Origin of the sequence: Amycolatopsis sp. 195334CR, from assembly GCF_017309385.1 — a bacterium.
Lineage (GTDB): Bacteria > Actinomycetota > Actinomycetes > Mycobacteriales > Pseudonocardiaceae > Amycolatopsis.
Genome location: NZ_JAFJMJ010000002.1, coordinates 2,696,925 through 2,714,550, shown reverse-complemented (window position 1 = coordinate 2,714,550; position 17,626 = coordinate 2,696,925). Strand labels below are relative to the sequence as shown.

Genomic DNA, 17,626 nt, shown 5'->3' with positions numbered 1-17,626 from the left:
ACGCCGGTCCCTGGCGGGCCGCCGCCATCGGGACCAGGGTGGGAAGGGCGATGGCCCGGCGGCGGAGGGAAGGCGATGGACGTGTCAACGGGGAACCGGCCGGTGCTGGTGGCGGTCGACGGTTCGGAGTCCGCGCTCGCGGCCACGCGGTGGGCCGCGGCCGAGGCCGTCCGGCTGAACGCGCCCTTGCTGATCGTCAGCGCGTACGGGCTCGACGACGTGTCGTTCGCGATGCCGGTGTACCCGCCGATGGAGTGGGTCGACGCGCAGAAGGAAGCGGCCGAGCGCGTGGTCGCCGCGGCGGCCGAGGTGGCGAACGAGGCGGCGCCGGGCCTGCCCGCCGAGACCAGCGTGAGCGAGCTCGGGTCGGTGGCCGCGTTGCGGGAGATGTCGGCCCAGGTGCGGTTGCTGGTGCTGGGGGAGCCGCGGGGCGCGGTGAGCGGTCTGGTCGTGGGGTCCACCTCGATCCCGGTGCTGGCCGCGGCCGAGTGCCCGGTCGTGGTGGTGCGCGGCCGTGATGCCGGCCAGCAGCTGGAAGGTCCGGTGGTGGTCGGCGTCGACGGCAGCAGCAACAGCGAGGCCGCGATCGCGGAGGCCTTCTCGGCGGCTTCGGTGCGGGCGGTCCCGCTGGTCGCCGTGCACACCTGGCACGACGGCGACACCGAGGTCCTGTTCAGCCGCAGCCGGGTCGCGTTCGACTGGGAACCGGTCAACGACGCCGAGCAGCGGGTGCTCGCCGAGCGGCTCGCGGGCTGGCGGGAGCGCTACCCCGACGTCACCGTGGAGCAGGTCGTGCTCCGGGACAAGCCGCGGCACCGCCTGCTCGACTGGAGCGCGAAGGCCTGCCTGGTGGTGGTCGGCAGCCGTGGCCGCGGCGGGTTCGCCGGGCTGGTGCTGGGTTCGACGAGCCAGGCGCTGGCCCACCACGCCGACTGCCCGGTGCTCGTGGTGCGCCCGGAAACCGGGAGCCGGTGATGGACCGGCCGTTGCCGTTGCCGACCGAACTGGACCAGGCGCTGAACGCGGCAACACGGGCCCCGTCACCGCACAACACCCAGCCGTGGTCGTTCGGTGTCGACGGTGATCGTGTCGCGGTGTGGCTGGACCGGGAGCGGGTGCTCACCGTCGCCGATCCCGAGGCCAGGCAAGCGCGGCTGTCGTGTGGTGCCGCCCTGTTCAACCTGCGGCTCGCGCTGCGGTCGAACGGCCGGGAGGCGGCCGTCCGGCTGGTGCCCGATCCGGCCAGGCCCGATTTCCTCGCCGAGGTCCACGTCGAGGGGCACCGCCGATCGACGCTGGAGGAGCGCAAGCTCGCGCAGTCGATCTTCCACCGGCACACGAACCGGCGGCCGTTCCTGGAGCGGGCGGTGCCGCCCGGGGTGCGTTCGGCGCTCAACGCGGCGGCGTTGGCCGAGGGCGGCAGGCTGGAGCACCTGGAGCCGTCCGGGCGGTACGACGCGGTGGCCGCGCTGGCCCGGCGCGCGGAGTTCCTGCAGGCCAGTGACGAGGCGTTCCGGGCGGAGTCGGCCCGGTGGACGCGGCGGCCGCAGGGGAGCGCCGACGGTGTGCCGTTGTCCTCGGCCGCACCGCCCGCCGGAGAGGCCGGTGCGCTGCCGCAGCGCGCGTCCCACACGAATCCGGCGCTCCCGCCGCGGTCCTTCGAGCAGCAGCCGCTGCTGGTGGCGGTGCTGTCCGGAGGGCAGGGCGCGCTCGCCGATCTCCACGGTGGCATGGTCATGCAGGCGGTCCTGCTCACCGCGACGTCGCTCGGGCTGTCGACCTCGTTCCTGTCCCAGCCGTTCGAAACGCCGGAAACCCGCGACGGCATCGACGCGCTGTTCCACGACGCCGGTCAGGTCCACACCCTGCTGCGCGTCGGCTACGGCTACCCGAGCCCGCTGACCGCCCGGCGGCCCGTGGCCGAAGTCCGCTTCCCGATGGCCGGGCTGACCTGACCGGCATCGCCCAGGTCAGCCGCGGAGGCGTTCCCAGCGGGGGATCAGCATGAACACCAGTGCGCACGCGAGCACGATGCGCGCCGCGATGATGCCGCCGTTGACCTCGGCCATCAGCCCGGCCACCACCTGAACCACCACGCAGCCGGCCAGCAGGCCCACACCCCACCGCCGCCAGAACCACAGGCCGGTCAGCGCCGCCGCCTCCCCGAGGAGCGCGACCATGCCCAGCACCACCGCGACCGGCAGCATCCGGCCGCGATCCAGTTCACCGACCGCGTGCACGGCCAGCAGTACCTCGACGACCACCACGGCCACGCTGTAGCCGGACAACCACAGCGTCAACGCGATCCCGCGCCCGGACGGCGCTTTCTCCTCGACCATGTCCGGTAAGACGTGCGGGCGGCCCGCTCGGCTCCGTCAAAAGCCGATGGGCAAGGAGGGATAGAACCAGGTGTACTGGTTCGCGTTGAGCACGCACGGGCCCTGCAGGGTGAGGTCGAGGCCGAAGTCTACGTCGAGGGTGACCGCGAAGGCGTCGAGTGAGGCGGCCATCGTCTGGCCCGGCATGCCCGCGGTGACAGCCGGAATCGTGGTGCCCGGATCCTGGTAGGCGGTGAGCACGAGGTCATCCGGCGGCATCGGGAGCGGCCGGTAGGGCGAAGCCACGGTCACGCTGATGGGACTCGGGAAGCCGCCCTGCACGTCGATGGTGGGGGTGCCGGTGGCGCGGAAGCCCGCGACGAGACCCTGGTAGACCTGCACGACGTCGCGGGGGATGACGAGGTGCGCGACGAGCGCGGAGAACTGCACCGTGTCGCCCGAGGAGACCGAAGCCGGTCCCTCGAAGCTCACCGCGGCATCCACGTACTGCGCACCGAGCGCGGGGAAGTCACAGGTGAGCTGGAGATCGGAGCTGTGGAACTGCTGGGTCGCCGGTGCCGCCTCGGCGCTGGTGGCTACCAGTGACGCGGCCAAGGTTGTGACGGCCACCAAGAGCCGCCGGAATCGGGGAGCCACTGCGCACCTCCACACGGGAGACCTGCCCGGTGCGGACACCGAGCAGGCTACGAGCGCGCGAACCCCCGATTCAAGGCACCACAAGGAAACCTGCGCCCCGGTGCACATCATGCCCGACGCGTTTGTGGTCTCCGGAGCAAGGAACTACCCGAATTGCCCCTGTGCCCAGGAAGCCAGGGTCGTCGGCGTGGTGGTGAAAACGCTGCGCGCGTTCTCGGGCACGAAGTCGCCGGTCAATCCGATCGACATCCCGGCGATGCCGTCGACCTGGGCCGCGGGCAGGCCGACGGAAGTCAGCATCGAGCGGAACTCGTCGTCGGAGAGCTGCTCCGGTTTGACCTCGTGGCCCAGCACCCCGCCCAGGATTTCGGCGACCCGCGCGAAGGTCAGGTCCTCCGGGCCGTGCACGGCCCGGACCTGCTTGCCCTGCCAGTCCGCGGACAGCAACCGGGCCGCGGCGACCTCGCCGATGTCACGCGGGTCGACCCACGGCATCGCGTGGTCGAGCGGCCACGGCGTGCGGAGGACGCCCGCGCGCAGCGACTCGGTGTCGGCCAGCAGGTTGCTGAAGAAGTAACCGCACCGCAGGAGGGTCACCGCGCCGGCGGTGTCGTTCAGCAGTTCCTCGGTGCGCGCCAGCCCGTCGATTTCGCCGACGCCGTGCCGTTTCTCCGCGCCGATGCTGCTCTGGAACACGGTGTGCGCGATGCCGTTCTCCCGCACGGCGAGCGCCGCGTTCGCGCCGAGCCGGGCGTAGGCCTCGACGGGGTCCTCGCCGGTGCCCGGCGGACTCACCCAGAACAACGCGTCGGCGCCCCGCGTCGCCTCGACGACGAAGTCGGCGTTCGTCTGGTCGCCTTCCGCGACCTCCACCCCGGCCCGCGTCTCCGGATCGAGCTTGCCCGCGTCCCGCAGCAACAGCGTCGGGCGCACCCCCGCCTGGAGCAGCAGCCGCACAACTCGGGAGCCCACCTGCCCGGTGGGGGTGGTGACCACGATCTTCCGGTTGAGAGAAGTCATGTCCCGGACGGTACCCAGGGTTGTGGCCACGGGGTGACCACAATATCAACGCTATCAAAAAATGGGTAGCGACGGTTAAGTAGCGGTGATACCGTAAAGTTGTTAGCAACGCTTCGAAGGGACGGCGGACATGACGGAACAGCGGGTGGCGGTCGTGACCGGGGGCTCGCGCGGGATCGGCCGCGAGGCCGCCGAACGGCTCGCCGCGGACGGGATGGCCGTGGTGGTCGTCTACGCGGGCAACGAGGCCGAGGCGAACGCGGCGGTCGAGAAGATCACCGCCGGCGGTGGCCGGGCGATCGCGGCCAGGGCCGACGTCGGCGACGAGCAGGCCGTCGCGGCGGTGTTCGACCGCGCGGAAGCCGAGTTCGGGGGAGTGGACGTGGTGGTTCACGCCGCGGGCCGCATGGTGCTCGCCCCGCTCGCGGACCTCGACCTCGCCGAGCTCGACAGCATGCACCACACCAACATCCGCGGCACCTTCGTGGTCGACCAGCAGGCGGCCCGCCGCGTGCGCGACGGTGGCGCGATCATCAACTTCTCCACGTCCGTGCTCGCGCTGGCGCTCCCGGGGTACGCCGGGTACGCGGCGTCGAAGGGGGCAGTCGAGGCGATCACCCTGATCCTGGCCCGCGAACTGCGCGGCCGGGACATCACCGTCAACGCCGTGGCGCCCGGACCCACCGCGACCGCGCTCTTCCTCGACGGCAAGGACGAGGAGACCATCGCGAGGATGGCCGCGCAGCCGCCGCTGAACCGGCTCGGCACCCCGGCCGACATCGCCGAACTGGTCTCGTTCCTGGCCGGGCCCGCGCGCTGGATCAACGGCCAGGTCGTCCGGGCCAACGGAGGAATCGCCTGATGGGCCTCGGCGACCCGCTCAAGCCAAGTCGCCGACCAACTGCAACGCCCGTCCCAGCGTGTCGAGCCGGGCGTCGAGGGTGTCACCCGCCGGGTACAGCCGGACGGTGTCGACCCCGGCGTCACGCCACACCGCCAGCCGCTCGCGCACCATTTCCTCGGTCCCGATCAACGTGGTGCCGAGCACCATTTCATCCGTGACCACCGAAGCCGCGCCCGTCCGATCTCCGGAAAGCCACCGCGAACGCACTTCCGCGGCTACTTCGGCCCAGCCCTGCCTGCTGTAGGCGTCGTTGTAGAAATTGCTCCCGGCGGAACCCATTCCGCCCAGGCTGAACGCCAGCTCCATTTTACGACCCGCGATCATCTCCCGGAGCGCGTCCTCGTCGGCGGCGAAGGCGACCTCGGCGCCTTGGCACACATCGAGATCGGCTCGCGTGCGACCGGCCGAGGCCAAACCGTCGTCGAGGTGGCGGAAATAGGCTTCCGCGGCGCCTTCCGGCACAAAACTGGTGCCGAGCCAGCCGTCCGCGATTTCCCCGGTGAGCCGGAGCATGCGCGGTGAAAGCGTGGCGAGGTACAGGGGAATCGGATGCTCGGGTTTGACCGAAAGGCGCATGGGACGGGCTTCACCGGGCAGCGGGATTTCGAAAGCCGAACCGGAATGACGCAGTTTCTCGCCGGTGAACGCGGCACGCACGATCTCCACGGTTTCCCGCATCCGGGTCAGCGGGCGGGCGAACGGAACCCCGTGCAGCCCTTCGATGACCTGCGGCCCCGACGGGCCGAGGCCGAGCAGGAACCGCCCGCCCGAGATGTTCGACAGCGTGATGGCGGTCTGCGCGATCGCCGCGGGCGTGCGCGTGCCGAGCTGGATGATGCCCGAACCGAGCAGCATCCGTTCGGTGCGCGCGGCCAGGAAACCCAGGGGAGAGGGTGCGTCGGAGCCCCAGGCTTCGGCGACCCAGCACACGTCGAGGCCGAGCTTTTCGGCCTCCACCACAAAATCGACCACCTCCGGCCACGGGCCACCCGAGGCTTCGATGGTCGTCGCGGTGCGCATCAGGCCTCGGCCAGCTTCTTGATCGCGTCGAGGTTGGCGAGGATGGCGTTCTCCAGCTCGCGCAGGCGGACGAAGACGATCTTCTGCTCCTTCTCGGGCATGCGCTCGATCGCGAACGACAGGCCCGACGGACCCGGCCCCATCTGCATCCACTGGCTCAGCTCGGTGCCGTCCTCGGCCGGTTCCAGGCTGAACCGCCAGCTCGCCGACGGCTTCGCCGGATCGGAGACCGCCCAGGCGAACGTGCGGCCCGGCTCGTACCCGACCACGTAGGAGGTGGTCTCCCACTTGCCGAACGACGGGTGCTCGTTGCGGCCGACAAAACGCGCGCCGATCGCCGGCGCGCCGTCGTCCAGCCATTCGACGGCCTGCAGCTCGGTGCTGATCCGCGGCTGCAGCTCGATGTCGGACACCAGCTCCCAGACGCGCTCGGGTGGCGCCGCGATGCGGATCCGCTGCTCGATGGTCGGTGCGTCCGCGTACCGTGCGCCCGTCCACTCCATCGCGCGACCTCCTCAGCTCCGGGGAAAGTGCCCTCTGAGCTCCAGAGTTTCGTAATTGGACTTACCCTGTCAAGTCGTCGAACCGGCGCCGGACGTCCGGGCGGTCCTTGAGGCCCTCGGGATAACCGGGGCCGGTGCGCATGCGGATCCGCGCGGGGTCGAGCGGCTCCCCGCAGGCGGCGCAGACCACTTCGGCGTGCGTGTCGTGCCCGCAGTCCAGGTGGTGCATCCGCACCGGCGGGCCTTCCGGGCCGGACAGCCAGCGATCGCCCCAGCGCGACATCACCACGAGCACGTCGAAGAAGTCGCGGCCCATCTCGGTGAGCAGGTAGTCGTAGCGGACCGGCTCGTCCTGGTAGGCGCGCTTCTCCAGCAGGCCTTCGTCGACCAGCCGCTTGAGCCGGTCGGCCAGGGTGTTGCGCGGGATGCCCAGTTCCCGCTGGAAGTCATCGAAGCGGCGGATGCCGTAGAAGCTCTCGCGCAGCACCAGCGGGCTCCACTGGTCACCGAACAGGTCCATGGTGCGCGCGATCGAGCACGGCCACCTGGCAAAAGAGGTCCGCTTCATGCCGTTGAGCATAAGCCCGAGTTAGTCATGCGCGAAGATGCGTGAAAGAGCGATTGACCGAGCAAAAACACGCAACTACGCTGATCCTCATGTCAGAGATGGATGCGGAGATCGCCAGCCAGCCCGCGCACTGGCGCCAAGCCGTGGAACTCGCCGCCGACGTGGAGGGCCTGCTGCCGCGCCCGGGCCGCCGGGTGGCCGTGGTCGGCTGCGGGACCTCGTGGTTCGTCGCGCAGGCCTACGCCGCGCTGCGGGAACGCGCCGGGCTCGGCGAAACCGACGCGTTCGCCGCCTCGGAGTTCCCGCTCGGCAGGCGGTACGACCAGGTGCTCGCGATCAGCAGGTCCGGCACCACCACGGAGATCCACCGGCTGCTCGGGCAGCTGGACACCCCGGCCACGGTGCTCACCGGCGTGCCCGCCGAGATCGAAGCCGTCGCGGGCGCGGTGGTCGACCTGTCCTTCAGCGACGAGCGTTCCGTGGTGCAGACCCGGTTCGCCACCGCGACGCTGGCCCTGCTCCGCGCGCACCTCGGCGAGAACCTGGACCGCGCCATCGCCGACGCCGAGCGCGTGCTGGAGACCACTGTGGACACCGACGTGCGGGCGGCCGGGCAGTTCACCTTCCTGGGCACCGGCTGGACCGTCGGCCTGGCCGCCGAAGCCGCGCTCAAACTGCGCGAAGCCTCGGTCAGCTGGGCGGAGTCCTACCCGGCGCTGGAGTACCGCCACGGGCCGATCAGCATCGCCGAGCCGGGCCGCGTGACCTGGATGTTCGGCACCGCACCGGAGGGACTGGCCGACCAGGTCCGGGCGGCGGGCGCGTTGTTCGTCGACGACGACCTGGACCCGATGGCCGATCTGGTGCGGGCCCAGCGCCTGGCCGGTGCGCTGGCCGCGGACCGCGGCCTCGACCCGGACAACCCCCGCAACCTCACCCGTTCCGTAGTGCTCGCGTAGTGATCGTCACGGTCACCGCCAATCCCGCGCTGGACGTCACCTACCGGGTCGGCGCACTGGAACCCGGTGCCGTCATCCGGCCGGCCGAGGTGCGGAAACGGGCCGGGGGCAAGGGCGTCAACGTGGCCAGGGTGCTGCACGCGCTCGGCCACCCGGTGCTGGCGCTGGGCTCGGTCGGCGGCACCGACGCCGAACTGATCCGCGAGGACCTGACCGCGGCGGGCATTCCGCATCGGCTGACCGCGATCGCCGGGGTCACCCGCCGCACCACGGCGCTGGTGGCGCCCGGCGAGGTCACCCTGGTCAACGAACCCGGGCCCCGGCTGTCCGAAGTGGAATGGAACGAGCTGGCGGAGGAGGTGGCGCGGCAGCTCGACCACGCGAGCGCGCTGGTCTGTTCCGGCAGCCTGCCACCCGGTGTGCCCGCCGACGGCTACGCGCGGCTCATCGGCCTGGCCAGGAAGGCCGGAGTGCCGGTGGTGCTGGACACCTCGGGCGACGCACTGCGGGAAGGCATCAAGGCGGGACCGGACGTGGTGAAGCCCAACGCGGACGAACTGCGTGAGCTCACCGACGATCCCCACGAACTGCGCGCGCGGGGCGCGGGCGCGGTGCTCGTTTCCCAAGGCGCGGAGGGAATGCTGGCCGTCACCGAGCGGGGAACCTGGCTCGCGCGGCCCTCGCGCGCACTGGACGGCAACACCACCGGCGCCGGGGACGCGGCGGTGGCGGGCATCGCGCTGAACCTGCACCAGGACTGGCCCGCGGTGCTGCGGCACGCCGTGGCGTTGTCCGCCGCCGCGGTGCTCGGCCCGCTGGCCGGCGACGTCGATCTTGATCACTACCGGCGCGAAGTGGGCGCCGTGACCGTGGAGGAAACCCATGCCACTGGTGTCAACGGGTGACATCGTCGGGCCGGCGGCCGAACTCGGCACCGGCTGCGGTGCGTTCAACGCCATCCTGCTGGAGCACATCAGCGCGATCGTCGACGGCGCCGAGCGGGCCGGGCTGCCGGTCATCCTGCAGCTGAGCCAGAACGCGGTGCGCTACCACGGCTCGCTCGCCCCGATCGGGGCCGCCGCGGTGGCCGCGGCGCGTGGTGCGGACGTGCCGGTCGCGGTGCACCTCGACCACGCCGACGAGCCGGAACTGGTGCACGAGGCGGTGGAACTCGGCTTCGGCTCGGTGATGTACGACGGGTCCACATTGGACTACGCGGACAACGTGGCGGCGACCAGGGAGGTGGCGGCGTACTGCCACGCCCAGGGGGTGTGGGTGGAGGCCGAACTCGGTGAGGTGGGCGGCAAGGACGGGGTGCACGCGCCCGGTGCGCGGACCGATCCGGCCCAGGCGCGCGCGTTCGTCGAGTCGACCGGGGTGAACGCGCTGGCGGTCGCCGTCGGCAGTTCGCACGCGATGCTCACCAGGGACGCCGAACTCGACTTCGACCTGATCAGCGCCCTGCACCAGGAGGTCCCGGTGCCGTTGGTGCTGCACGGCTCGTCCGGCGTGGCCGACGAGGACCTGGCCACCGCCGTGGCACGGGGGCTGACGAAGATCAACGTCGCCACGCAGCTGAACAAGGTGTTCACCGCCGGGGTGCGCGACCAGCTCGCGGACCGCCCGGACACGGTCGACCCGCGCAAGTACCTCAGCGCGGGCCGGGAAGCGGTGGCCGGCGAGGTGGCCCGGCTGTTGCGCCTGCTTCAGCACTGAGCTGTCCCGAAGGTGGCTTTCGGGACGCCTCGAAAGCCACCTTCGTGACGGGCCGACGCGTCGCGAGCTGGCTCAAGCCGTGATGACGCGGACGCCTTCGGCCTGGAACGCCTCGATCGTCTTGTCCGGCGCCGCCGTGTCGGTGACCAGGGTGTGCACCTCGTTGGTGGCGCAGATCCGGGCGAAGGCGTGCCCGCCGAGCTTGGAGCTGTCGCCCACCACCGCCACGTGCCGCGCCCGCGACACCATCAGCCGGTTGATGCTGGCCTCGCCCTCGTGGTGGGCGTAGGCACCGCGCAGCGGGTCCACCGCGTCCACCCCCAGCAGCACCAGGTCCAGCGTGATCTCGTCGAGGATCTTGGTGGCGAACGGGCCGGTCAGCTCGAACGACTGCGGGCGCGCCACCCCGCCGGTCACCACGATCTTGATGTTCGGCCGCACGGCCAGCTCGTTGGCGATGTTCAGCGCGTTGGTGACCACGGTCAGCGACGGCGAGTCCCCGCGCTCGCCCAGGTCCGGGCGGGTGGCCACGGCCCGGCCGACCTCGGTCAGCGTGGTGCCCCCGTTGAGCCCGATCACCATGCCGCGCTCGACCAGTTTCGCCGCCGCCACGGCGATCCGCTGCTTCTCCGGGGCGTTGCGCGCGGCCTTGTGCCGCAACGGCAGGTCGTAGGCGACGTTGCTGGCCACCGCGCCACCACGCGTCCGGGTGAGCAGTTGCCGCTCGGCGAGGTGGTCGAGATCGCGGCGGATGGTGGCCGGGGAGACGTCGAGCTCGGCGGCGGTCTCGTCGACGTCGATCTTGTCCCGTTGCCCGACCATGTCGAGCAGTGCGTTCAGTCGCTCGTGCCGATCCATCCGCCGAAAGTACTACGAGTGCGGGCCCGCACCCGCACCGCCGCTCCGAGCACGATTTCGCAATTTGTTGCACAGTGACTGTTGACACGTGCTTGAACGAAGACAAAACTGCGCACTAACGCGCAGCGATCCCGCTGGAAGTTTGTCGAATCGATCAGGTGGTGGCGATGAGATCAGCTCGTGGCAAGCTCGTACTCGCGGCGGGACTGGCGTTCACGCTCGCCGCGTGCGGCACGCCGACCGGCCAGGAGGGCACGCCCGGGGCGCAGAACGCGCTGCCCGGCGCCGAGGAGTTCCTCACCGCGCCGTGCCCCGAGCCCGGCGTCAAACCGCAGTCGGACAAGGAACTGACCTACTGGTCGATGTGGACCGCCGACGAGCCGCAGGGCAAGGTGCTGCAGAAGGCGATGCGCTGCTTCACCGAGAAGACCGGGGTCAAGGTCAACGTGGAGTGGCTGGGCCGCAAGGGTTACACCACCAACCTGGTGCCCGCGCTGAACACCGGCACCGTGCCCGACCTGTTCGACCAGGACGTCAGCAAGGTCAGCGCGGCCATCGTGCAGCCGGGCGGCACGCAGAGCGTCGACGACGTGTTCGCGATGAAGGTCGGTGAGGGCGAGAAGACGGTCAAGGACGTGCTGGCGCCCAGCTCGTACGACTTCCCGCAGAACAAGGACGCGGCCGGGGCGAACTTCATGGTGCCCTACGAGATGATGGCCAGCGCCTGGTGGTACGACAGGGCCACCGCCGGCGACGTCCGGCCACCGTCCACAATGGCCGAGCTGACCGCGTTGTTCGACAAGGCGAAGGCCGACGGCAAGGCCGCGGTCGCCCAGGACGGCGACATCTCCTTCTACAACATGTACTTCTACACCCAGCTCGCCGAGCGGTTCGTCGGCGCGGGCGGGCTATACCGGGCCGCGAGCGACCGCACCGGCCAGGGCTGGCTGACCGATCCCGGGTTCCGCCGGGCGGCCGAGGAGACCGCGAAGATCCCGCCGTACTTCATCGAGGGCTGGGACGCGGCGAAGTTCCCGCAGGTGCAGCAGCGCTGGGCCGACGGTGAGGCGCGCTTCCTCTACGTCGGCAGCTGGGTGCCCAGCGAGACGCGCGAGTACCTGACCAAGCAGGGCGGCGCGGCCAAGATCGACTACGGCTCGTTCCAGTTCCCGATGCCCGAGGGCGCCACGCACGACACGGTCGAGCAGATGTCGATCGGCTTCTCCATCCCCAAGGCGGCCAAGCACACCGAGGCGGCGAAGGCGTTCATCGCCTACACGCTGAACAAGGACATCCTGCTGGGCATGACCGTGGTGGCCAACAACCTGGTGCCGCGCGCGGACCTGCCGGTCCCGGACGACCTGAAGGACATCAAGGCCGCCATCGACGACCCGAAGAAGGAGCACGTCCTGCAGTACGACGGGCTCGACGGCCTGGCGGGCGGCAAGTGGGCCACCGAGGTGTTCGACCCGCTCAACCTCGACCTGCTCAAGGGCCGGGTGAACCCCCAGCAGTTCGTCGACGGCCTGGCCGCGAAGTCCGCCGAGTTCTGGGCCGCGCAGGGCTCATGACCACCACAGCGCTACCGCGGGCCCGGCGCGGCACGGACGGTGAGCACGAGGTGCGCAAGCGCCGGTTGTTCTGGCCGTTCGTCGCGCCGGCGCTCGCGCTGTACCTGATCTTCCTGGTGCTGCCGACGATCGCCACCGTGGTGCTCAGCTTCACCAGCTGGGCCGGGGCTGGCGACAGCCCGGAGTTCTCCGGGGTCACCCAGTACACCCGCATGTGGGCCAGCGACTCGTTCCAGTACTCGTTCCGCAACACGCTGATCTACGTGTTCGTCGGTGGCATCGGCACCTTCGTGCTGGCGTTCCTGTTCACCATGGTGCTGCGGGACATGCGGGGCGGGAAGCTGGTGCGCGCGATCCTGTTCTTCCCGAACATCGTGGCGCCGGTGGCGCTGGGCATGTTCCTCGGCTTCGTGTTCAAGTACCAGCCGGGCAAGCAGGGACTGGCGAACTTCCTGCTGGAGAGCGTCGGGCTGAGCGCGGCGAAGTTCCTCGACCCGGCCAACGTGACCTGGGCGGTCACCGCGGCGATCATGTGGGCGAGTTCGGGGTTCTACATCACCATCCTGATGGCCGCGGTCGACCGCATCCCGCCCTACCTGTACGAGGACGCCGAACTGGCCGGGGCCTCGCCGTGGCAGAAGTTCCGCAACGTCACGCTGCCGCTGACCTGGGACGTGGTGGGCGTGGCCGGGGTGCTGTGGACGATCAACGCGCTGAAGATCTTCGAACTGGTCTTCGTGCTCGCCGGGCCGGGCACGTACTCGCCGCCGAACAACGCCTGGACGCTGGGCATCTACGTGTTCGACCGGTCGTTCGGCTCGAACGGCACCCCGGACTTCGGTGCCGCCTGCGCCTGCGCGGTGGCGATGATCGCACTGGTCACCGTGCTCGTCCTGCTGCTGCGCCGCCTCATGCGCCGCGACGCCATCCAGTTCTAGGAGTTCACGTGTCCACAGTGGAGTTGACCGCGCCGCCGCGCGAACCGGCCGCCAAGCCGCGGGGCAAGCCGCCGCGCAAGCCGAAGCCGCCGCCGGGGTCGCGGAGGCTGAGCCCGCTGAAGGTGGTCGGCACGGTGGTGGTGTGGGCGTTCACCGCGTTCAACCTCTTCGTGCTGTACTGGCTGCTCTCCTCCTCGTTCAAGACACCGGTCGAGATCTTCACCCAGCCGTTCCAGCTGCCGCGCCAGTGGTTCGTCGCCGGGGATCCGTTCCGGAACTACGTCTACGCGTGGAACCAGGCCGGGCTGGGCTCGGCGTTCGTCAACACCGTGCTGCTGGTCGGTGCCGCCGCGATCGTCACCGTGGTGGTCTCGGCTCCCGCCGCGTATGCGCTGACCCGGCTCGGCGTGCGCGGGGCGAGCGGGATGACCGGGTTCGTCGCGATCGGCATGGGCGTGCCGTTCCAGACGGTGATCATCCCGTTGTTCGTGAACATGGCGAAGATCGGCCTGGCCAACAACCTGTTCGGGCTGTTCCTCATCTACGTGGCGCTGTCGCTGCCGTTCACCGTGTTCCTGCTGACCGGCTTCTTCCGCTCGCTGCCCGACGAGATGGAGGAGGCCGCCGCGATCGACGGCGCCTCCCCGCTGCGGACCTTCGTCTCGATCATGCTGCCGCTGGCCCGCGGCGGGTTGATCACCGCGTTGATCCTGAACCTGATCGGCCTGTGGAACGAGACCCTGCTGGCGATCGTGTTCCTGCAGGAGAACGCCGACTTCACCCTGTCGCGGGCGTTGTTCACCTTCTACGGCGCGGCCAGCTACCAGAGCGAGTACGGCGGCCTGATCGCCGGCGTGGCGATCGTGGTGCTGCCGATGCTGGTGCTCTACCTCGTCCTGGCCCGGCGCATCATCACCGGCCTCACCCTCGGCGCCGGCAAGTAAAGGGAGACAAGTTATGGCAGGCGTTTCGTTCCGGGGCGCGACCAGGTACTACGCGGGTTCCGACCGGCCGGCGGTGGACGGGCTGGACCTGGAGGTGCCCGACGGCGAGTTCCTCGTGCTGGTCGGCCCGTCCGGCTGCGGGAAGTCGACCACGCTGCGCATGCTCGCCGGGCTCGAGGGCGTGGACGAGGGCACCATCCACATCGGCGAGCGCGACGTCACCGACATGGCGCCGAAGAACCGCGACATCGCCATGGTGTTCCAGAACTACGCGCTCTACCCGCACATGACCGTGGCCGAGAACATCGGCTTCCACCTGAAGATCCAGAAGGTGCCGCGCGCCGAACGCGAACGGGCGGTGGCCGAGGCGGCGAAGGTGCTCGACCTGGAGCCCTACCTGGACCGCAAGCCGGCGAAGCTGTCCGGCGGTCAGCGCCAGCGGGTGGCCATGGGCCGCGCGATCGTGCGCAGCCCGCAGGTGTTCTGCATGGACGAACCGCTGTCCAACCTGGACGCCAAGCTCCGGGTGCAGACCCGCACGCAGATCGCCTCGCTGCAGCGCAAGCTCGGCGTGACCACCATCTACGTCACGCACGACCAGGTCGAGGCGATGACCATGGGCGACCGGGTGGCGGTGCTCAAGGACGGGCTGCTCCAGCAGTGCGACACCCCGATCGGGCTGTTCTCGCGGCCGGTGAACGTCTTCGTGGCCGGGTTCATCGGCTCGCCCGCGATGAACCTGATCCACACCACGATCGGCGGGGAGGGCGCGGTGGTCGGCGGCACGCACCTGCCGCTGACCCCGGCCCAGCGCGCGGCGCTGACCAGCGAACGCGTGGTGGTCGGCGTGCGGCCCGAGGGCTGGGTCGTCGGCTCGCCGGAGGACGGCATCGGGGCGGTGGTCGAGGTGGTCGAGGAACTCGGCAGCGACCAGTACCTGTACTGCGCGGTCTCCGGCACGACCGATCACGTGCTGACCGTGCGCACCGAGGGCATGGCGGCGTGGCAGCGCGGCGAACGGCTCGGCCTGTCGCCGCGCCCCGGCGCGGTGCACCTGTTCGACGAAGCCACCGGAGAGCGGTTGCCGGACTGATGACGCGTGTCTTCCGCACCGAGCTGGTGCTGCCCGTGGCGTCGATCGGGCCGGAGAACCCGCTGCCGCCGCTGCGCCCGCTGACCGCCGCGCAGCAGGTGACCAATGTGGACGAACTACCGCCGGACCTGGCCGACGGTGTGCGGTACGGGAAGCTGGACAGCGTACTGCCGTGCCTGGTGCGGAACGGGTACGGCCGCGAACGCACCGAGCAGGCGCTGCCCGCGCTCGTGCTGGAGAACGCGAAGCTGCGCGCGACCGTGCTGCCCTCGCTCGGTGGCCGTCTGTATTCGCTGCACGACAAGGTCCGCGACCGCGAGCTGCTGTTCCGCAACCCGGTACTGCAACCGGCGAACCTGGCGTTGCGGGACGCCTGGTTCGCCGGTGGGGTCGAGTGGAACCTCGGCAGCACCGGGCACACCACGATGACCTGCGAGCCGATGCACGCCGCGCGCGTCGGCACCGACGGGCTCCGGTTGTGGGAGTGGGAACGCACCAGGAACCTGCCGTACCAGCTGGACTTCCGGCTGCCGGAGGAGTCGCCGGTGCTGCTGGTCGGCGTGCGGGTCCGGAATCCGCACGAGCACGAGGTGCCGCTGTACTGGTGGTCGAACATCGCGGTGCCGCAGACCCCGGGCACGCGGGTGCTCGCGCCCGCGCGGCACGCCTGGCACTACGGCTACGGTGGCCACCTCGACCGGGTGCCGATGCCCGCGGAGATCGATCCGAACTCCTACGAGCACGCCGCCGACTTCTTCTTCGACCTCGAACCCGGGCAACGGCCGTGGATCGCGGCGGTCGACGAAACCGGGTACGGCCTGCGCCAGACGTCGACGGGGTTGCTGCGCGGGCGGAAGCTGTTCGTCTGGGGTAGCTCGGAGGGCGGCAGGCGCTGGCAGGAGTGGCTTTCACCCGATTCGGAGCATGGCTATCTGGAGATCCAGGCGGGGTTGGCGCGCACGCAGCTGGAGCACCTGCGCCTGCCCGGTGGTGAGTCGCGGGAGTGGCTGGAGACCTACGGGCCGGTCGATGCTTCGTACCCGGAGTGGCAGGTCGTGGCCGACGAGGAGCCGGGGGAGTGGCTGCACACCGGCTCCGGCTGGGGCGCGCTCGAACAGCGGCGCACCCCGAGATCGCTCCCGGGCACCCCGTTCCCGGACAGCACGCTCGGCGAGCGGCAACAACCGTGGCTCGACCTGCTGACCGGCAAGATGGCCGCACCGGACCCGCTCACTCCGCCGGACGGCACACTGGTGACCTGGCGGGCGGAGCTGGAGGCGGCCGAGCCGAACTGGCTGGTCTGGTACCACCGGGGCGTCGCCCACTGGTACGCCGGGGATGAAACCGCCGCCGAACAGGCCTGGCGCGCGTCGCTCGACGAAGCCGAGAACCCCTGGGCACTGAGGAATCTCGCGGTCGCCACCGACGACGCGTCGCTGCTGAATCGGGCGTTCGAGCTGGCTCCGGCCGAGCTGGCCGTCGAGGCGATCGAGGCCGCGCTCGCCGCCGGGCAGGCCGAAGAAGCGCTCGCTTTGCTCGCGGCGGTGCCCGTGCGCACCGGCCGGATCGAACTGCTCACCGCCCGCGCGTTGCTGGCGGCCGGTGACGCGGCCGGGGCGGAGGACATCTACCTCTCGGGCTTCGACGTGCCCGACATCCGTGAGGGGGACACGTCCCTTTCGGACACCTGGGCGGAGATCCAGCGGGCGCTGGGCGGTGCCCGGCCGCTGCCCCGGCGGTACGACTTCCGGATGGCGGCTCCTTGAACCGGCACGAGCGGCTCAGCGGGCTGCTGTCGGTGGTCGGGGAGCGCGGCAAGGTGGTGGTCGAGGCGCTGGCCGAGGAACTCGCGGTCTCGGCCGCGACCATCCGCCGCGATCTGGACCACCTGGCGGAGCAGCAGCTGCTGATCCGCACGCGCGGCGGTGCCATCGCCACGCACGTCTCCTACGACCTGCCGCTGCGGTACAAGAGCGCGCTCAAGGCGCCGGAGAAGTCCCGGATCAGCCGCAACGTGGCGCTGCTGGTCGAACCGGGTGCGGTGGTCGGGCTGAACGGCGGCACCACGACCACCGAGATCGCCAGGGCGATCGCGGCCAGGGCCGAACTGGACCACCGGCCGGGCAGGCCGGCGCTGACCGTGGTGACCAACGCGCTCAACATCGCCGGTGAACTCGCCGTGCGCCAGCACCTCAAGCTGGTGGTCACCGGCGGCGTGGCCCGCCCGCGCTCGTTCGAGCTGACCGGGCCGCTGGCCACCGGCGTGCTCGCGGACATCTCGCTGGACCTGCTCATCCTCGGCGTGGACGGGATCGATCCGGTGGCCGGTGCCTTCGCGCACCACGAGGGCGAGGCCGACATCAACCGGCTGATGGTCGAGCGCGCGGCACGGGTGGTGGTCGCCGCGGACGGGTCGAAGCTGGGCAAGCGCGCCTTCGCGCGGATCTGCCCGATCGCGGACGTGGACCTCGTGGTCACCGACGCCCCGGTGGTGGCCGAGGTCGAAGCCGGGTTCGCGGCCGCGGGCGTGCGCCTGCGCACGGTCTGACGGCCTGCT

The 17,626-nt window shown here is 70.7% G+C and carries 19 protein-coding genes; 12 read left to right on the top strand and 7 right to left on the bottom strand.

The window, feature by feature from the left end; translation table 11 throughout:
* Window positions 1-75: 75 nt before the first annotated feature.
* Window positions 76-975, top strand: a complete 900-nt coding sequence (locus JYK18_RS35440; RefSeq protein ID WP_206807747.1) for a universal stress protein — start codon at window positions 76-78, stop codon at window positions 973-975.
* Window positions 975-1,955 (top strand): hypothetical protein, encoded by a 981-nt coding sequence (locus JYK18_RS35435; RefSeq protein ID WP_206807746.1) that lies wholly within the window; start codon window positions 975-977, stop codon window positions 1,953-1,955. Before JYK18_RS35440 ends, JYK18_RS35435 begins: the two co-directional genes overlap by 1 nt.
* Before the next feature lie 15 nt (window positions 1,956-1,970).
* Here JYK18_RS35435 and JYK18_RS47740 read toward each other — a convergent pair whose 3' ends face one another.
* The 3 genes from JYK18_RS47740 to JYK18_RS35420 all read right to left on the bottom strand — a co-directional run bounded on the left by JYK18_RS47740 (window position 1,971) and on the right by JYK18_RS35420 (window position 3,995).
* On the bottom strand, window positions 1,971-2,339 hold the full coding sequence (locus JYK18_RS47740) for a hypothetical protein (RefSeq protein WP_206807745.1): 369 nt from the start codon (window positions 2,337-2,339) through the stop codon (window positions 1,971-1,973).
* A 36-nt stretch (window positions 2,340-2,375) separates the two neighbouring features.
* Window positions 2,376-2,933, bottom strand: a complete 558-nt coding sequence (locus JYK18_RS35425; RefSeq protein ID WP_206807744.1) for a DUF6801 domain-containing protein — start codon at window positions 2,931-2,933, stop codon at window positions 2,376-2,378.
* Between the two features lie 186 nt (window positions 2,934-3,119).
* On the bottom strand, window positions 3,120-3,995 hold the full coding sequence (locus tag JYK18_RS35420; protein WP_206807743.1) for an NAD(P)H-binding protein: 876 nt from the start codon (window positions 3,993-3,995) through the stop codon (window positions 3,120-3,122).
* Window positions 3,996-4,125: 130 nt separating this feature from the next.
* Here JYK18_RS35420 and JYK18_RS35415 point away from each other — a divergent pair, with 130 nt between their 5' ends.
* Window positions 4,126-4,857 carry an SDR family oxidoreductase gene (locus JYK18_RS35415; RefSeq protein ID WP_206807742.1) on the top strand — a complete coding sequence of 244 codons (732 nt, stop codon included), beginning with the start codon at window positions 4,126-4,128 and terminating at the stop codon, window positions 4,855-4,857.
* An 18-nt stretch (window positions 4,858-4,875) separates the two neighbouring features.
* On the opposite strand, the gene JYK18_RS35410 is transcribed toward JYK18_RS35415, so the two are convergent.
* The 3 genes from JYK18_RS35410 to JYK18_RS35400 all read right to left on the bottom strand — a co-directional run bounded on the left by JYK18_RS35410 (window position 4,876) and on the right by JYK18_RS35400 (window position 6,990).
* Window positions 4,876-5,919 carry an LLM class flavin-dependent oxidoreductase gene (locus JYK18_RS35410; protein WP_206807741.1) on the bottom strand — a complete coding sequence of 348 codons (1,044 nt, stop codon included), beginning with the start codon at window positions 5,917-5,919 and terminating at the stop codon, window positions 4,876-4,878.
* Window positions 5,919-6,422 carry an SRPBCC family protein gene (locus tag JYK18_RS35405; RefSeq protein ID WP_206807740.1) on the bottom strand — a complete coding sequence of 168 codons (504 nt, stop codon included), beginning with the start codon at window positions 6,420-6,422 and terminating at the stop codon, window positions 5,919-5,921. The genes JYK18_RS35410 and JYK18_RS35405 overlap by 1 nt, the downstream gene beginning before the upstream one ends.
* A gap of 61 nt (window positions 6,423-6,483) precedes the next feature.
* Window positions 6,484-6,990 carry a helix-turn-helix domain-containing protein gene (locus JYK18_RS35400; RefSeq protein WP_206807739.1) on the bottom strand — a complete coding sequence of 169 codons (507 nt, stop codon included), beginning with the start codon at window positions 6,988-6,990 and terminating at the stop codon, window positions 6,484-6,486.
* Between the two features lie 98 nt (window positions 6,991-7,088).
* On the opposite strand from JYK18_RS35400, the gene JYK18_RS35395 reads away from it, so the two are divergent.
* Genes JYK18_RS35395 through JYK18_RS35385 form a run of 3 tightly spaced genes read left to right on the top strand, consistent with a single transcriptional unit; the run spans window position 7,089 to window position 9,665 of the window.
* A complete protein-coding gene (locus JYK18_RS35395; RefSeq protein WP_374195092.1) occupies window positions 7,089-7,949 on the top strand; it encodes an SIS domain-containing protein in 861 nt (286 codons plus the stop codon).
* Window positions 7,949-8,854 carry a 1-phosphofructokinase family hexose kinase gene (locus JYK18_RS35390; RefSeq protein WP_206807737.1) on the top strand — a complete coding sequence of 302 codons (906 nt, stop codon included), beginning with the start codon at window positions 7,949-7,951 and terminating at the stop codon, window positions 8,852-8,854. Before JYK18_RS35395 ends, JYK18_RS35390 begins: the two co-directional genes overlap by 1 nt.
* Window positions 8,832-9,665: a class II fructose-bisphosphate aldolase gene (locus JYK18_RS35385; protein ID WP_206807736.1), complete on the top strand. Its 834-nt coding sequence runs from the start codon at window positions 8,832-8,834 to the stop codon at window positions 9,663-9,665. Before JYK18_RS35390 ends, JYK18_RS35385 begins: the two co-directional genes overlap by 23 nt.
* Window positions 9,666-9,737: 72 nt before the next feature.
* Here JYK18_RS35385 and JYK18_RS35380 read toward each other — a convergent pair whose 3' ends face one another.
* A complete protein-coding gene (locus JYK18_RS35380) occupies window positions 9,738-10,523 on the bottom strand; it encodes a DeoR/GlpR family DNA-binding transcription regulator (RefSeq protein WP_206807735.1) in 786 nt (261 codons plus the stop codon).
* A 167-nt stretch (window positions 10,524-10,690) separates the two neighbouring features.
* Here JYK18_RS35380 and JYK18_RS35375 point away from each other — a divergent pair, with 167 nt between their 5' ends.
* From JYK18_RS35375 to JYK18_RS35350, 6 genes are read left to right on the top strand one after another with little or no spacing between them, the layout of a single operon-like run.
* Window positions 10,691-12,094, top strand: a complete 1,404-nt coding sequence (locus tag JYK18_RS35375) for an ABC transporter substrate-binding protein (protein ID WP_206807734.1) — start codon at window positions 10,691-10,693, stop codon at window positions 12,092-12,094.
* Window positions 12,091-13,032: a carbohydrate ABC transporter permease gene (locus JYK18_RS35370; RefSeq protein WP_206807733.1), complete on the top strand. Its 942-nt coding sequence runs from the start codon at window positions 12,091-12,093 to the stop codon at window positions 13,030-13,032. The genes JYK18_RS35375 and JYK18_RS35370 overlap by 4 nt, the downstream gene beginning before the upstream one ends.
* Before the next feature lie 8 nt (window positions 13,033-13,040).
* Entirely contained in the window at window positions 13,041-13,976 is a 936-nt protein-coding gene (locus tag JYK18_RS35365; RefSeq protein ID WP_206807732.1) for a carbohydrate ABC transporter permease, read from the top strand.
* 13 nt (window positions 13,977-13,989) lie between these two features.
* Complete coding sequence (locus JYK18_RS35360; RefSeq protein WP_206807731.1) at window positions 13,990-15,069, top strand: ABC transporter ATP-binding protein; 1,080 nt, start codon at window positions 13,990-13,992, stop codon at window positions 15,067-15,069.
* The gene (locus JYK18_RS35355; RefSeq protein ID WP_206807730.1) at window positions 15,069-16,835 is read left to right on the top strand and encodes a DUF5107 domain-containing protein; all 1,767 of its coding nucleotides are present in this window, start codon (window positions 15,069-15,071) and stop codon (window positions 16,833-16,835) included. Before JYK18_RS35360 ends, JYK18_RS35355 begins: the two co-directional genes overlap by 1 nt.
* Window positions 16,832-17,617, top strand: coding sequence for a DeoR/GlpR family DNA-binding transcription regulator (locus tag JYK18_RS35350; protein ID WP_206807729.1), 786 nt, complete (start codon window positions 16,832-16,834; stop codon window positions 17,615-17,617). Before JYK18_RS35355 ends, JYK18_RS35350 begins: the two co-directional genes overlap by 4 nt.
* The last annotated feature ends 9 nt before the right edge of the window (window positions 17,618-17,626 follow it).